Genomic DNA, 14,870 nt, shown 5'->3' with positions numbered 1-14,870 from the left:
AAATGCTACCGAACCCGACCTTGGACAAGCTGCAAACCTTGCGCCTGCACGGCATGGTCAAAGCGCTCAGCGAGCAACACGCTACGCCCGACATCAACGATCTCAGCTTCGACGAACGCCTTGGCCTGATGGTCGACCGCGAGCTGACCGAGCGCGAAGATGCACGCCTGACGACTCGCCTCAAAGCCGCACGACTACGCCACAACACCTGCCTGGAAGACATCGACTACCGCAGCCCGCGTGGCCTGGACAAGGCGCTGATCCTGCAACTGGGCAGCGGCCAGTGGCTGCGCGACGGCCTGAACCTGATCATCGGCGGCCCAACCGGCGTAGGCAAAACCTGGCTCGCCTGCGCGCTGGCCCACAAGGCCTGCCGCGACGGCTACAGCGTGCGCTATCTGCGCCTGCCGCGCTTGATGGAAGAGCTGGGCCTAGCCCACGGCGATGGGCGCTTCGCGAAACTGATGGCGGGTTATGCCAAGACCGACTTGCTGATCCTGGATGACTGGGGCCTGGCGCCGTTTACCGCCGCACAACGGCGCGACATGCTCGAACTGCTGGACGACCGCTACGGCAACCGCTCGACGCTGGTGACCAGCCAGATGCCGGTAGACAAATGGCACGCACTGATCGGCGATCCGACCTTGGGCGACGCGATCCTCGATCGGCTGGTGCACAACGCTTACCGGATCGAACTGAAGGGCGAATCGATGCGCAGGCGCGCAACGAAATTGACGACGACAGGGACTTCAGACTAACAATGCAAACCTGCGTCGCTGCGCTCCGACTGCCTGTCCAAGTGGACGTGGATTAGGTGTCCAAGTGAGCGTGGAACGAGTGTCCAAATGATCGTGGGCTGAGTGTCCAAGTGTCGTGGAATCCGCACTCAATGATCGGAAGAACGCCAAAGAAGAGGCCGTAAGGCGCGCCGCTGAAGCAGCTCGCCTCGAAGCAATCGAAATAGCAAAGCCGCCGAAAGATCAGTGGGACGCTCTCTCCCTGTGCCTACTTTGCGGTAGCCCCATGGTGACTCGAACCGCTAAGACGGGAAGGAGCAGAGGTAAGCAGTTCCTCGGCTGCACTTCCTACCCTCGGTGCTTAGGAACACGAAAGATCGAAAAAGCAGCCGCCAAGCCGAAAAGCCCTGGTCCCCACGCTAGCTGAGCTCTGTTTTCAATAGCCACTCTCGCATCACATGAAGCGAGTATCCCTTCCCGTACCGGCTGGCTACATCAGCGCTAGCCCACCCGCCGATGCTCTTTCGTATGTCCTCAGGGCACTGAATCTCACGAAGCCGATCAGCCATCGTGTGACGAAGCTCATGAGCGGTATGAGCGACACCCTGCCCCCTCAGCCACTTGGCGATGGTGGCGGAGGCACTGTTGGCATTGCATCCCTTCGCAGACGTGTATTTAGGGAAGGCAAATACTGCGCCCGGAAGTGAGCCCGCCACTGCGCGCTGGGCTGCCCACAGGGACGCCCCAACGAGCGGCACAACACGCTTGCTGTCTTTGTTCTTGAGCGAACGCCATGGGTGCTCCTGGATGACGATATGAGGCACCTCAGCGTCCAGTCTGATGTCATCGAGGGGCAGACCTACCACCTCCGCCAAACGGGCTCCAGTGTCCGCTAGCATCGCAGTAATCCAGCGCGGTTCATCGTCCTTTTCCCTGCACCTCGCTACCGTCCTTTGAAGCTCTTCCGGGGTGAATGGTTGGCGCTCTTTCGAGTCGCTGCCCTCGCCCATAATCTTAAGCTCGGCAAACGGGTTCGGTCTCGAAAGCTCATGCTCCCGTGCGTAACGAGTGAACACCGCCACGATGGTGGATAGCCTGCGGCGAACGCTGGTGGTGGCAGAGCCGCGAGCCAACTCAGCATCAACGTAAGCCCTCGCATCCGCCCGAGTGACCGACTCAAAGGGCTTGTCACCAATCACATTCATCAGTCCATCGAACACTCGCCGAGCATCTGCGGAGAACTTGGCATCGTCACGCTTGGTGTGGTTATCCAGGTAGAAGTCCAGCGCATCGCTCAGCCTTACCTCAACCCGTCCTGCCAGCAGCTTGGCCGCTTCCCGCTCAGTGGGTGAGAGGTACTCCACGGGGTTGGGTTGCGCGCGTTGATCTTCATCCTCCACTGCGTGATTTGGCCGTTTGCCGTCCAGAAAGTCGAAGAACACCTCGACGATAGAGGGGTCATTCTTCGCAGGCTGATCGGCGAGCCCCCAATCACGGAGGAGAGACACGGCGTGGGCCCTGAGAGCTTGCGGGGAGGATGTCGGTTCCGCCCGCAGGCGTTCCCACTCAGCCTCAACCTGTCGGTTCAAGCGATCCACCTCACGGCTAGCCATGAGCACATCCGCGCTCTTGAGCTTCACCTTCACGAGTTTTTTGCCGTATCGAGGCTGGAGTTCTTTCGGGATGGGCCGCTGATAGTACAGCGTCCCTTTGCGGGAGTAGGTGTAACGGAGGTTCACTTGGAGGGGGCCAAAGCTAGCTTTCATCGAGTAGTTACCACAAAGGTTACCACGCGAGAGGGGCTTTAGAGGCCGCAAACCCTTGATTTCAAAGGGTTTCATGGAGATTTCATGGTGCCGGAGACAGGAATCGAACCTGCGACCTTCGCGTTACGAGTGCGCTGCTCTACCGACTGAGCTACACCGGCGTGTAGCGCAACGTACCACTGCCGCAGCCGTTACGCAAACGCCTGTTTCCGCTGACTTATTCCCCTGCCCTCAGGCCCCTTTGCAGCCACTGGGCGCCAGGTCTTCCTCGATGTTGGTGGTGCAGCGCCAGCCGGTAGCCGAGCGCGTCAGGGTGAGGGCCTTGCCCACCACATTGGCCGGTGCCTCCACCAGGGTGCAGACGATGCTCCCGTTGCCGTCGGCAGCCTTGCCGGCAGCGGTGATCGCGCAATGCGCGGTCGCGGGCTGGCCGCCCAGTGCAGCTACATCGGCCACATCCTTCCCTTCATTCAAGCGCAGGTCCATCGCTGTCTTCAGCGCGCTGATCTCCAGCAAACCGGCAGCCGCCTTGGTGCGTGACTGGTGGTTGGTGTACATCGGGATGGCGATGGTCGCCAGGATGCCGATGATCGCGACGACGATCATCAGTTCGATCAGGGTGATACCGCGTTGCCCTTTCATGAACGGTTTCCTTTTTGATACGCGTGTTCGTTGAGGTCAGGCTCGACCCCGGCTGGCAGCGGCGCAGTAGACCTGAACAGACACCTTTTGTCACCCCTGCCGGCCGGGGCGTCACCTTCGCTGAACTACTCTAGTGAGCATCGCCAATGCGCGCCCCTTCATGGACACGACAAGCTGTTTCCAGGCTTGTCACACGGGCAGAAAAGGACCTTTGCATGAACCATTCAACACAGCTCTATGCCTGGCAGGGCATCGATGCCAATGGCGCAGAAGTGCGCGGGCAGATGGCTGGGCGCAGCCCGGCCTATGTGCGGGCCGGGCTGCAGCGCCAGGGCATTCGCGTGGCTAGTTTGCGGCCCGCGGGCGGGCTGGTATGGCGCTGGCCTGCACGTAGGGTAAAGAGCGACCCGGCGGGTTTCAGCCGGCAGTTGGCAACGTTGCTGAGGGCGGGTGTACCGCTGCTGCAGGCCTTCCAGGTGATGGGCCGCAGTGGGTGCAGCGCGGGGCAGGCGGCGTTGCTGGAACGTTTGAAACAGGATGTGGCGGCGGGGTTGGGGCTGGCGGATGCGTTGCAGCGTCACCCGCAGTGGTTCGACGGGCTTTACTGCAACCTGGTACGCGTGGGCGAGCAATCCGGCACGCTCGACCGGCAGCTTGAGCAACTGGCGGGCATGCTGGAGCAGCGCCAGGCACTGCTCAAACGGGTGCGCAAGGCGATGCTGTATCCGCTGCTGCTGTTGCTCACCGGCCTGGGCGTGTCGGCGGTGCTGTTGCTGGAAGTGATTCCGCGCTTTGAAAGTCTGTTTGCCGGCTTTGATGCTGCGTTGCCGGCGTTCACGCAATGGGTCATCGGCTTGTCCACAGGGCTGGGCCGCCATGGGCCGCTGCTGTTGATAACCCTGCTTGTGGTGGCATTGGGTATGCGCCAGCTGTATCGGCAGCATGCGCCAGCACGCCTGTGGATATCTTGCCAGGTACTGCGCCTGCCGGTGTTCGGTCGGCTGCTGGGGCAAGCAGCGCTAGCCCGTTTTGCACGCAGCCTGGCTACGGCGTATGCCGCTGGGGTACCGCTGCTGGATGGGCTGGGCACCGTGGCCAGGGCCTGTGGGGGCGAGCTGCACGAGCGGGCCATTTTGCGGCTGCGCCAGGGCATGGCCAATGGGCAAGGGCTGCATCAGGCGATGGCGGCTGAGCCGTTGTTCCCGCCGCTGCTGGTGCAGCTGACGGCCATCGGTGAATCAAGCGGCACCCTGGACCAGATGCTGGAAAAAGCCGCCAGCCTTTACGAGGAACAGGTCAGCCAGGCGCTGGACCAGTTGACCAGCCTGCTGGAGCCAGCCATCGTGCTGGTCCTGGGCCTGCTGGTCGGTGGCCTGGTGGTGGCGATGTACCTGCCGATCTTCCAGTTGGGTAGTTTGATCTGAACATGACTTTATGGACTTTACTGGCCGAACAGCCGGCGTACTTCTTCACCCTTGCGACAGTGCTTGGCCTGTTGGTCGGCAGCTTCATCAATGTGGTGGCGTATCGGCTGCCGATCATGCTGGAGCGCCAATGGCAGCGTGAAGCGCAGGAGGCGCTGGGGCTGCCGACCGATGAGCATGAGCGCTTCGACCTGTGCCTGCCCGCTTCACGTTGCCCGCACTGTGGGCATGCGATCCGTGCCTGGGAAAATATTCCGGTGCTCAGTTACCTGGCCTTGCGCGGGCGCTGCTCTGCGTGCAAACAGCCTATCGGCTCACGGTACCCGCTGGTGGAGCTGGCCTGCGCCTTGCTGTCGCTGACGGTGGCCTGGCATTCCGGTGCCGGGATGGAGGCACTGGCCTTGCTGGCCTTTACCTGGAGCCTGCTGGCGCTGAGCCTTATCGACCACGACAAGCAGATCCTGCCGGATGTGCTGGTGCTGCCAATGCTGTGGCTGGGGCTGATCGTCAATGTTTTCGATACCGTGGTGCCATTGTCCGACGCCATCTGGGGCGCGGTGGCCGGTTATCTCAGCCTGTGGACAGTGTATTGGCTGTTCAAACTGATCACCGGCAAGGAAGGCATGGGTTACGGCGACTTCAAGCTGCTGGCGCTGATCGGGGCCTGGGGCGGCTGGCAGGTAGTGCCGCTGACCTTGATGCTGTCGTCGCTGGTCGGGGCGGTGGTGGGGTTGTGCATGTTGCGCCTGCGCAGCCATTCGATGGGTACGGCGATACCTTTTGGTCCTTATCTGGCCATTGCGGGGTGGATTGCCGTGCTCTGGGGTGATGAAATATACGCCTCATACCTGCAACTGCTTGGATTCTGATGACCACTGCGCCGTTCACCCCCTGGATTCTCGGCCTCACCGGCGGCATTGGCAGCGGCAAAAGCGCCGCCGCCGAGCGCTTCGTCGAGCTTGGTGTGCACCTGGTCGATGCCGACCAGGCCGCGCGTTGGGTCGTGGAGCCCGGCCGCCCGGCCTTGGCCAGCATTGTCGAGCGCTTTGGCCCGGGCGTGCTGCTGGAGGACGGCCAGCTTGATCGCACAGCGTTGCGCCAGTTGATCTTCGCCGACCCGGCCCAGCGCAAATGGCTTGAACAGCTGCTGCACCCACTGATCGGGCAGGAGATATTCAGCTACCTGGCCATGGCTGAGTCGCCGTATGCGGTGTATGTGTCGCCGCTGCTGATCGAGTCTGGCCAGTACCAGAAAACCCAGCGTGTGCTGGTGATCGATGCACCGCAAGCGCTGCAGGTTGCGCGCACCTTGCAGCGGGACAACACCAGCCCCGAGCAGGTGCAAGCCATCCTCAAGGCTCAGTTGGCCCGCGAAGAGCGCTTGCGCCATGCCGATGATGTGGTGGTCAACGACAGTGACCTTGCCGCGCTGCATGCGCAGATCGACCATCTGCACCACTTTTACCTGACTTTACGAGGAGGCCAGCCATGAGCCAGCCATTGACCGTCGATTGCCCTACCTGTGGCGCACCTGTGGAATGGGACGCGAAAAACGCGTTCCGGCCGTTCTGCTCTGACCGTTGCAAGTTGATCGACCTGGGCGCCTGGGCGGCTGAGGAGCACAAGATTGCGGGGTCGCAAGAGTCCGAGGATGAGTTGTATTCGGGGGACCTGGAGCCGCGCCACTAAGGCGCTGCATCGGGACCTGTGGGCGCGGCCTTGTGTCGCGAAAGGGCTGCGCAGCGGCCCTCGATGTTTCGGTATTGATGCAACAATTGCTGGGGCCGCTCTGCGGCCCTTTCGCGACACAAGGCCGCTGCTACTCGTCCTTCCACGGTGCCTGCAGGTACCGCGTGCGGTTGAATGTCTCCAGCCACTCCGGGCAGAACACCACCAGCGCACTGACCACCATGCCGTTGATGAACGCCTCCGGGAACATCATCAGCCACAGGTAGCCGACAAAGTCGCTGAGCCACTCCGGCATGGCGAAACGCCCGTCCAGCCACAGCAGCCCCAACCCGGCCAGCAGGCACACCAGCACGGTCAGTGCTGCGGGAAAGAACCCCGAGCAGAAGATATAAACGAAGAGGTTACGCGGCTGTGCCCGCTCGACCAGGATGGCGCACACCTCAGTGATCAGCACCGGCAGGCCGATCAGCAGCAGGCCGTTGATACCAAGCGCTGCCAGGTCCTGGCGCCCCAGCGCCAACAAGCCGAGCTGGGCCAGAAACCCGCCAAGCACCGCCAGCGGCCAGTCCAGCAACAACGTCACGGCGGTCATGCCGATGAAGTGGTACGACACACCGGTGTCGAAGTCGCGCCGGACCAGCCAGAGTGCAAACAGGCAGAACACCGTACCGAACAGCAGGTGCTGCCGGCGGCTGTCGGCGAACAGTTCCAGCCAGCGAGTGCGGCTGGCCGCCCACAGCAGCAAAGGGACGAACCCTACCCAACCGAGCGTGAGGCTGGTGCTGGACAACACTTGCGCGCTGATCACTTGACGAATGCCCCTGTCGAGACTGTGGACATACCTGAGTCTACACCCATTCAAAAACAGCATCTTATCGTCATGGTTTAGCGTCTAAGCTGTAAGCATGGATGACTCAGACTACCTGCGCCTGCTCACCATCCAGGCCGAACAAGCCAATGCATTCCTCTCCAATGCTCGCAAATGGGAGCGGGAGCGTTGGGTATGCCAGCGCCTGCTGCAGGGGCTGAACATCCCCTATCGCAGTGAAGATTTCACCCCGGCCGGCCAGGAGCCGCCCGACGTGCTGTTCCGCGATGCGTCGTTCGAGGTGTTTTTTGTGCTCGACGAAGGCCGCCGGCTCAATGATGAGTGGCGCGAAGAGCTGCAGCGAAGGCGCAGCGCCTTTTCACTGGCCCAGCTGGTACGGCGCGAGGCGCGGCCCAGGCGTATCGCCGCCACCGAGCTGCTGGCGCGGCTGGCGCCCACCTTGCGCAAAAAGGCGCACAACTATCGCGAACGCGGGCTGGACCTGAGCGAGCTGGACATCATCGCCTTCGCCAGCCTCAAGCGTGAAGTGCTCGACCTCAACACCCACTTTCCGCCGCCCACCGAGTACCTGCGCCAGGGTTGGCGCTCGCTGTCGCTGGTGGGGCCGACCTTTGCCCGGGTGCTGTTCGCCCACCCTGATGCCCCGGACTTTCTGCGCGGCAACCTGGGGCGCAGCATCGTGTTCGACGTGGGCATCAGTCTTTGATCCAGTGCCGAGAGTCTTTGCGATGGCGTACACTCGGCGCCAGGGATAGAAAGCTTTATCATTTGTCTCAAGTACTTGCCGGAACGCTGTAGCGTTCAGGCAGTCACATACGTCTACCTGACGAGGCCCACCATGACCAGCCGACTGAATCCGGAAGATCAGCGTCGTGTCGATGAGTATCTGCGAGCCCCTCAGCACCAAGTCGAGCGCAAGCCATTCCGGCCGTGGCTGCTCCTTGTGCTGGTGGTGGCCGTGACCATCGGGCTGGGCCTCATCAGCCGCCTGTTGAGTGGACTGCTGCTATGAGCTGCCTCGCGCTCGCCCTCCCCTCTTGCAGTTTGCGGCAGGCCCCTGGGGCCACGAATTCCGTAAACCTTATGAGATATCCCCATGACTCATCGCATCGTGATTGTCGGCGGCGGCGCCGGCGGCCTGGAACTGGCGACCCGCCTGGGTAAAACCCTCGGCAAGCGCAAGCAGGCCGAGATCACCCTGGTCGACGCCAACCTCACGCACATCTGGAAGCCGCTGCTGCACGAAGTGGCCGCCGGCTCGCTCAACTCCTCGGAAGACGAACTGAACTACGTGGCCCAGGCCAAGTGGAACCACTTCAACTTCCAGCTGGGGCGCATGAGCGGCCTGGACCGTGAAGGCAAGCAGATCCAGCTGGCCGCCACCCTCGATGAAGAGGGCCGCGAGCTGGTGCCTGCGCGCACATTGCGCTATGACACCCTGGTCATTGCCGTGGGCAGCAACACCAACGACTTCGGTACCCTGGGCGCGGCGCAGCACTGCCTGTTCCTGGACACCCGCAAGCAGGCCGAGCGTTTCCACCAGCAACTGCTCAACCACTACCTGCGTGCCCATGCGGGTGACCAGGCCAGCGAGAAGATCAGCGTGGCGATCGTCGGCGCCGGTGCCACCGGTGTGGAGCTGGCGGCCGAACTGCACCACGCAGCGCACGAACTGGCGGCTTATGGCCTGGACCGTATCCAGCCAAAAGACATGCACATCACCGTGATCGAGGCGGGCCCGCGCGTGCTGCCGGCGCTGCCAGAGCGCATCAGCGTGCCGGTACACAAGACCCTGGAAAAGCTCGGCGTGACGGTGATGACCAACGCTGCCGTCAGCGAAGTGACCGCCGATGGCTTGAAGACCGCCAACGGTGAAGTGATCCAGGCCAGCCTCAAGGTGTGGGCGGCCGGTATTCGTGCGCCGGGCTTCCTCAAGGATATCGACGGCCTGGAAACCAACCGTATCAACCAGCTGGTGGTGCGCCCTACCCTGCAAACCACCCGCGACGATGACATCTTCGCCTTCGGTGACTGTGCAGCCTGCCCGCAACCGGGCAGCGACCGCAACGTGCCGCCACGCGCCCAAGCAGCGCACCAGCAGGCCGAGATGCTGGCCAAGAGCCTGAAAGCGCGCCTGGAGCACAAGCCGCTGCCGACCTATGCCTACAAGGATTACGGTTCGCTGGTGTCGCTGTCGCGCTTCTCGGCGGTGGGTAACCTGATGGGCAACCTGATGGGTAGCGTGAAGCTGGAAGGCTGGCTGGCGCGGATGTTTTATGTGTCGCTGTATCGCATGCACCAGATGGCGCTGTACGGGTTCTTCCGCACGGCGATGATGATGCTGGGTAGCAAGATTGGGCGGGGCACTGAGCCGCGACTGAAGCTGCACTGATCGTGTAGAAAGGGGGCCGCTGATGCGGCCCTTTTTTTTGCTTCCGGTTGGCGGTACTGGCCAAAACTTTTCGCGAGACAAAAGAAAAAGGGCATCTCAGTTGAGATGCCCTTTTTACATGGTGGGTCGTGTAGGATTCGAACCTACGACCAATTGGTTAAAAGCCAACTGCTCTACCAACTGAGCTAACGACCCTGAAAATGGTCGGGGTGAGGGGATTCGAACTCCTGACATCCTGCTCCCAAAGCAGGCGCGCTACCGGACTGCGCTACACCCCGAGATTGGCTCCGCGACCTGGACTCGAACCAGGGACCCAATGATTAACAGTCATTTGCTCTACCGACTGAGCTATCGCGGAACTGAACTTCGGTACATCTTTACAGCTTCGAAGTCTGTGTTAGCTTCGATCTCTTTGGCTATCCGCTTTCGCGTTGTCGCTGCTGAGGCCGGCTATTCTACATTCTTCGTTTTGCTTGTCAACCACTTTTTTTCATTCAACTTACTGATTTCTAAGTTGTTTTGCGGTCACCGATGTTGCTGGTGATTCGCTTAGTGCCTGACAACGCGGCGTATATTAGGGGCACTCTAATTTCTGTGCAAGCGTTTTTTTCAAAAATTTCAGCAAGTTATGGAAAAAACTGGCGAGGCCCCGATTTTGCTGGGTTTGGCCGGGGCTATTTGCCGGCAAGCCGCCCCCCACAGGGTTCCCCGTGGGCTGCCGAAACGCTGCGGCCTTAAAAAAGCCCCGCAGGTGCGGGGCTAGTTTTTGCAGCGTAGGGATCAGGCGAACACGATTTCTTCGCCTTCCACCTTGGCAGTGATCGCCGAACCCGGCATGAATTTGCCGGCCAGGATCATTTGCGCCAGCGGGTTCTCGATCCAGCGCTGGATCGCCCGCTTCAGCGGCCGGGCGCCATACACCGGGTCGTAACCCACCGCGATCAGCTTGTCCAACGCCTCCGGGCTCAGGCTCAAGGCCAGCTCGCGCTCGCTCAGGCGGCTGCGCAGGCGGCCAAGCTGGATCTCGGTGATGCCGGCGATCTGCTCGCGGCCCAAGGGCTCGAACACCACCACTTCGTCGATCCGGTTGACGAACTCCGGACGGAAGTGCGCACCCACCGCATCCATCACTGCCGCACGCTGCGCTTCGCGATCACCGGCCAGCTCCTGGATCTGCGCCGAGCCCAGGTTGGAAGTCATCACGATCACCGTGTTGCGGAAGTCCACCGTACGGCCATGGCTGTCGGTCAGGCGGCCATCCTCGAGCACCTGCAGCAGCACGTTGAACACATCCGGGTGGGCTTTCTCCACTTCATCCAGCAGCACCACCGAGTAAGGCTTGCGCCGTACCGCTTCGGTCAGGTAACCGCCCTCTTCATAACCTACATAGCCTGGTGGGGCGCCGATCAGGCGAGCCACGGAGTGTTTCTCCATGAACTCGGACATGTCGATCCGCACCATAGCCTCTTCGGTGTCGAACAGGAATTCGGCCAGGGCCTTGCACAGCTCGGTCTTGCCCACACCGGTCGGGCCGAGGAACATGAACGAACCACTTGGCCGGTTCGGGTCGGAAAGGCCTGCACGCGAACGGCGTACGGCGTTGGCTACGGCGGTCACCGCCTCGTGCTGGCCGATCACGCGCTGGTGCAGCAGGTCTTCCATTTTCAGCAGTTTTTCGCGCTCGCCTTCCAGCATCTTGGCCACCGGGATGCCGGTCCACTTGGACACTACTTCGGCAATCTCTTCCTCGGTCACCTTGTTGCGCAGCAGCTGGTTTTCGGTCTTGCCATGCTGGTCGACCATCTGCAGGCTGCGCTCCAGGTCCGGGATAACCCCGTACTGCAGTTCGGCCATGCGGTTCAGGTCGCCTTTGCGACGGGCCGCTTCCAGCTCCTGGCGGGCTTGCTCGATCTTTTGCTGGATCTGCGCCGAGCCCTGCACTTCTGCCTTCTCGGACGCCCAGATTTCTTCGAGGTCGGAATACTCACGCTCCAGGCGCTCGATTTCCTCGGTCAGCTTCTCCAGGCGCTTCTTGGCTGCTTCGTCTTCTTCTTTCTTCAGCGCCTGGGATTCCACCTTCAGCTGGATCAGGCGACGGTCGAGGCGGTCGAGCACTTCCGGCTTGGAGTCGATCTCCATGCGGATACGGCTGGCCGCTTCGTCGATCAGGTCGATGGCCTTGTCCGGCAGCTGGCGGTCGGTGATGTAGCGGTGGCTGAGCTTGGCCGCGGCAATGATCGCGCCGTCGGTGATGGCCACCTTGTGGTGCACTTCATAGCGCTCTTTGAGGCCACGCAGGATGGCGATGGTGTCTTCCTCGCTCGGCTCCTCCACCAGTACCTTCTGGAAGCGCCGCTCCAGGGCGGCGTCCTTCTCGATGAACTGGCGGTATTCGTTGAGCGTGGTGGCACCGACGCAATGCAGTTCACCACGGGCCAGCGCCGGCTTGAGCATGTTGCCAGCGTCCATGGCGCCTTCGCCTTTACCGGCACCGACCATGGTGTGCAGCTCGTCGATGAACAGGATGATCTGGCCTTCCTGCTTGGACAGCTCGTTGAGCAACGACTTGAGGCGCTCTTCGAACTCACCGCGGTACTTGGCACCGGCGATCAGCGCGCCCATGTCCAGCGCCAGCAGGCGCTTGCCCTTGAGGCCGTCCGGCACTTCACCGTTGATGATGCGCTGGGCCAGGCCTTCGGCGATAGCAGTCTTGCCCACGCCGGGTTCGCCGATCAGCACAGGGTTGTTCTTGGTACGGCGCTGCAGCACCTGCACGGTGCGGCGGATTTCGTCGTCACGGCCGATGACCGGGTCCAGCTTGCCCTCTTCAGCACGCTTGGTCAGGTCGACGGTGTACTTGTCCAGCGCCTGGCGTGACTCTTCGGCATTGGCGTCGTTCACCGCCGCGCCGCCGCGCAGGTTGTTGATGGCGTTTTCCAGGGCCTTCTTGCTCACGCCTTGGCTAAGCAGCAGCTTGCCGAGCTTGCTGTTCTCATCCATGGCGGCGAGCAGCACCAGCTCGCTGGAAATGAACTGGTCGCCCTTCTGCTGGGCCAGGCGGTCGGCCTGGTTGAGCAGGCGCGCCAAGTCCTGCGACATGTTCACATCGCCGGTGGGGTTCTGGATTTTCGGCAGCTGGTCGAGTTCTTTTACCAGTGCCTGGCGCAGGTTGTTGATGTCGAAGCCGACCTGCATGAGCAGTGGCTTGATCGAACCACCTTGCTGCTCGATCAACGCCTGCAACAGGTGCAGGGGTTCGATGGCAGGGTGGTCCATGCCAACGGCCAGGGACTGGGCATCGGATATCGCTAATTGAAGCTTGCTGGTCAAACGGTCTATTCGCATGGGGATACCTTCCTGTAAGGGCAGGTCGGAGCGATGGACAGCGCCTTTGATGAAGAAACCTGCCTGAGATGACCTTATAGATAAGGGTGATTCTGGAAGTTTCAAGCGTAGCGGGGTTGACTAAAGTCAGCCTAATGGATTAGCGGTGCCCCAATCGCCGGCAAGCCGGCCACAGGAATGCGCAAACTTCAAGAAAGGTGGGTACTTGTGGGAGCCGGCTTGCCGGCGATGAGGCCGGGCCTGTCAGCGAGGATCTAGCCAGACCAAAGAAGCAAACCGCCCACCCTGCGGGGTGCGGCGATAGGAGAAAAACCGCTCATCGCTGACGGTGCAAAAACCACCGCCATAAACAGCTGTCACACCGCGCGCCGCCAGGCGAATGCGCGCCAGCGCATAGATGTCGGCCATCAGCTTGCCCGGCCGCTCACCCTCGACAAAGGCCTTGGCAGCCTCCGGGTGCACAGCGGTGAAGGCATCCCGCACTTCCAGGCCCACTTCGAATGCCTGCGGGCCGATGGCAGGCCCCAACCACACCAGCACCTCTTCAGGCGGCAATGCCAGGCGCTCCAGCGTGGCTTCCAGCACGCCACCGGCCAGCCCGCGCCAGCCCGCATGTGCGGCAGCTACACGGGTGCCCGCGCGGTCGCAAAACAGCACGGGCAGGCAGTCGGCAGTCATTACGGTACAGGCAATGCCTGGCTGGTCGGTCCAGCTGGCGTCGGCTTCGGCGACCACCGATGGGTCGGCATCCGCCACGATCAGGCCATGCACCTGCTTGAGCCAGGCGGGCTGAATGGCATATTCGTCGCTCAGGCGGCGGCGGTTCTCGGCGACCGCAAGCGGGTCGTCGCCCACGTGGTCACCGAGGTTGAAGGATTCATAGGGCGGCAGGCTAATGCCACCCTGGCGGGTGGTGACACAGGCGCGAACCGAGGCCGGGGCGGGCCAGTCGGGGAACAGCAGCGCCTGCGTCAGGCCACTCATCCGATAAACGCCTCGCGGTCCTGGTTCAGCAGCGACAGCAACCAGACGAAGTCATCCGGCAGTTCCGACGCCCACTCCATGCGCTCACCGGTAGTGGGGTGGTCCAGCGCCAGGAAGCGTGCGTGCAGGGCCTGGCGCGGGAAGGTCTTGACCGCCTCGACCATGGTCGGGCTGGCTGCCGGCGGGATGCGGAAGCGGCCGCCGTAGGTCTGGTCGCCGACCAGCGGGAAACCGACATGGGCCATGTGCACTCGGATCTGGTGAGTACGGCCGGTTTCGAGCTTGACCCGCACGTGGGTGTGCGAACGGAAGCGCTTGAGCACACGGTAGTGGCTGACCGCCGGCTTGCCGCCTTCGGTCACCGCCATACGCTGGCGTGCGCCACCGTGACGGCCGATCGGGGCGTTGATCTTGCCGCCGGCAGTCACCACGCCGATCACGATGCACTCGTAGATCCGGCTGACCGTACGGCTCTGCAGCTGCTCGACCAGCTTGGTCTGCGCCTGCAGGGTCTTGGCCACGACCATCAGGCCGGTGGTGTCTTTGTCCAGGCGATGGACAATGCCAGCGCGCGGTACGTTGACGATATCCGGCACATGGTGCAGCAAGGCGTTGAGCAATGTGCCACTGGCGTGCCCGGCAGCCGGGTGCACGACCAGCCCGGCCGGCTTGTTGATCACCATGATCTGGTCGTCTTCGTAGACGATGTCCAGCTCGATGTCTTCGGCGATCCACTCGCCCTGGGCCTCTTGCTCGGCCTCAAGTGCAAGCATGGAGCCACCATGGACGGTGTCTCGAGGGCGCACGACGGCACCATCGACCGTCAGGCGGCCCTCTTTGATCCACGAAGTAAGCCGCGAACGCGAGTACTCGGCGAACAATTGGGCGGCGACCTGGTCGAGGCGTTGACCGCCCAGTTCGGACGGTACCTCTGCGCTAAGTTGAATGATCTCGGACATGCTCGATTCGGCGGGCGCACAGCCTTTGGTTTCGGCTGCGAGCTTGTGGTTAAATACGGCTTCTTTTGTCCCGGGGTTGGCCGGGGCGCTCATCATAACAGGA

At 62.1% G+C, this 14,870-nt stretch carries 15 protein-coding genes and 4 tRNA genes; 9 read left to right on the top strand and 10 right to left on the bottom strand.

Features of this window, described 5'->3' with window-relative positions:
• The first annotated feature begins 2 nt into the window (after positions 1-2).
• Positions 3-758 (top strand): IS21-like element ISPsy14 family helper ATPase IstB, encoded by a 756-nt coding sequence (gene istB / locus NGJ21_RS17455; RefSeq protein WP_251962441.1) that lies wholly within the window; start codon positions 3-5, stop codon positions 756-758.
• Between the two features lie 115 nt (positions 759-873).
• Positions 874-1,164: a topoisomerase DNA-binding C4 zinc finger domain-containing protein gene (locus NGJ21_RS25935; RefSeq protein WP_353506392.1), complete on the top strand. Its 291-nt coding sequence runs from the start codon at positions 874-876 to the stop codon at positions 1,162-1,164.
• On the opposite strand, the gene NGJ21_RS17450 is transcribed toward NGJ21_RS25935, so the two are convergent.
• The 3 genes from NGJ21_RS17450 to NGJ21_RS17440 all read right to left on the bottom strand — a co-directional run bounded on the left by NGJ21_RS17450 (position 1,157) and on the right by NGJ21_RS17440 (position 3,145).
• On the bottom strand, positions 1,157-2,578 hold the full coding sequence (locus NGJ21_RS17450; RefSeq protein WP_012316336.1) for a tyrosine-type recombinase/integrase: 1,422 nt from the start codon (positions 2,576-2,578) through the stop codon (positions 1,157-1,159). The two genes, NGJ21_RS25935 and NGJ21_RS17450, sit on opposite strands and share 8 nt — an antisense overlap.
• Positions 2,579-2,588: 10 nt before the next feature.
• Positions 2,589-2,664: transfer RNA gene (locus tag NGJ21_RS17445), tRNA-Thr, on the bottom strand.
• Positions 2,665-2,734: 70 nt separating this feature from the next.
• Complete coding sequence (locus NGJ21_RS17440; RefSeq protein WP_237859810.1) at positions 2,735-3,145, bottom strand: pilin; 411 nt, start codon at positions 3,143-3,145, stop codon at positions 2,735-2,737.
• A gap of 215 nt (positions 3,146-3,360) precedes the next feature.
• On the opposite strand from NGJ21_RS17440, the gene NGJ21_RS17435 reads away from it, so the two are divergent.
• The 4 genes from NGJ21_RS17435 to yacG are packed head-to-tail and all read left to right on the top strand — an operon-like array spanning position 3,361 to position 6,258.
• Positions 3,361-4,569, top strand: a complete 1,209-nt coding sequence (locus tag NGJ21_RS17435) for a type II secretion system F family protein (RefSeq protein WP_196997067.1) — start codon at positions 3,361-3,363, stop codon at positions 4,567-4,569.
• 2 nt (positions 4,570-4,571) lie between these two features.
• On the top strand, positions 4,572-5,438 hold the full coding sequence (locus NGJ21_RS17430) for a prepilin peptidase (protein WP_204918946.1): 867 nt from the start codon (positions 4,572-4,574) through the stop codon (positions 5,436-5,438).
• Positions 5,438-6,061, top strand: coding sequence for a dephospho-CoA kinase (gene coaE, locus NGJ21_RS17425; protein ID WP_251962440.1), 624 nt, complete (start codon positions 5,438-5,440; stop codon positions 6,059-6,061). The genes NGJ21_RS17430 and coaE overlap by 1 nt, the downstream gene beginning before the upstream one ends.
• Complete coding sequence (gene yacG / locus NGJ21_RS17420; protein ID WP_012316341.1) at positions 6,058-6,258, top strand: DNA gyrase inhibitor YacG; 201 nt, start codon at positions 6,058-6,060, stop codon at positions 6,256-6,258. The genes coaE and yacG overlap by 4 nt, the downstream gene beginning before the upstream one ends.
• Before the next feature lie 130 nt (positions 6,259-6,388).
• Here yacG and NGJ21_RS17415 read toward each other — a convergent pair whose 3' ends face one another.
• The gene (locus NGJ21_RS17415; RefSeq protein WP_052326222.1) at positions 6,389-7,129 is read right to left on the bottom strand and encodes an energy-coupling factor ABC transporter permease; all 741 of its coding nucleotides are present in this window, start codon (positions 7,127-7,129) and stop codon (positions 6,389-6,391) included.
• Between the two features lie 34 nt (positions 7,130-7,163).
• On the opposite strand from NGJ21_RS17415, the gene NGJ21_RS17410 reads away from it, so the two are divergent.
• From NGJ21_RS17410 to NGJ21_RS17400, 3 genes are all read left to right on the top strand, one after another.
• Positions 7,164-7,793: a DUF1780 domain-containing protein gene (locus tag NGJ21_RS17410; protein WP_012316343.1), complete on the top strand. Its 630-nt coding sequence runs from the start codon at positions 7,164-7,166 to the stop codon at positions 7,791-7,793.
• A gap of 132 nt (positions 7,794-7,925) precedes the next feature.
• Positions 7,926-8,099 carry a DUF3094 family protein gene (locus tag NGJ21_RS17405; RefSeq protein WP_251962439.1) on the top strand — a complete coding sequence of 58 codons (174 nt, stop codon included), beginning with the start codon at positions 7,926-7,928 and terminating at the stop codon, positions 8,097-8,099.
• An 84-nt stretch (positions 8,100-8,183) separates the two neighbouring features.
• The gene (locus tag NGJ21_RS17400; RefSeq protein ID WP_251962438.1) at positions 8,184-9,479 is read left to right on the top strand and encodes an NAD(P)/FAD-dependent oxidoreductase; all 1,296 of its coding nucleotides are present in this window, start codon (positions 8,184-8,186) and stop codon (positions 9,477-9,479) included.
• Positions 9,480-9,598: 119 nt separating this feature from the next.
• Here the strand turns inward: NGJ21_RS17400 and NGJ21_RS17395 are convergent.
• The 6 genes from NGJ21_RS17395 to rluD all read right to left on the bottom strand — a co-directional run bounded on the left by NGJ21_RS17395 (position 9,599) and on the right by rluD (position 14,767).
• Positions 9,599-9,674, bottom strand: a tRNA-Lys gene (locus NGJ21_RS17395).
• Between the two features lie 6 nt (positions 9,675-9,680).
• A tRNA-Pro gene (locus NGJ21_RS17390) sits at positions 9,681-9,757 on the bottom strand.
• A gap of 4 nt (positions 9,758-9,761) precedes the next feature.
• Positions 9,762-9,837 (bottom strand) — tRNA-Asn (locus tag NGJ21_RS17385).
• 422 nt (positions 9,838-10,259) lie between these two features.
• The gene (gene clpB / locus NGJ21_RS17380) at positions 10,260-12,824 is read right to left on the bottom strand and encodes an ATP-dependent chaperone ClpB (protein WP_046784643.1); all 2,565 of its coding nucleotides are present in this window, start codon (positions 12,822-12,824) and stop codon (positions 10,260-10,262) included.
• Positions 12,825-13,067: 243 nt separating this feature from the next.
• A complete protein-coding gene (pgeF, locus tag NGJ21_RS17375; protein ID WP_251962437.1) occupies positions 13,068-13,808 on the bottom strand; it encodes a peptidoglycan editing factor PgeF in 741 nt (246 codons plus the stop codon).
• Positions 13,805-14,767 carry a 23S rRNA pseudouridine(1911/1915/1917) synthase RluD gene (rluD, locus tag NGJ21_RS17370; protein WP_039602973.1) on the bottom strand — a complete coding sequence of 321 codons (963 nt, stop codon included), beginning with the start codon at positions 14,765-14,767 and terminating at the stop codon, positions 13,805-13,807. The genes pgeF and rluD overlap by 4 nt, the downstream gene beginning before the upstream one ends.
• Positions 14,768-14,870 lie beyond the last annotated feature (103 nt).

It is taken from the genome of Pseudomonas sp. Marseille-Q5299 (genome assembly GCF_943737035.1).
GTDB classification, from domain to species: domain Bacteria; phylum Pseudomonadota; class Gammaproteobacteria; order Pseudomonadales; family Pseudomonadaceae; genus Aquipseudomonas; species Aquipseudomonas putida_E.
Note: the sequence above shows the minus strand (reverse complement) of the source record. Positions and strands in the feature narration are given on the sequence as shown.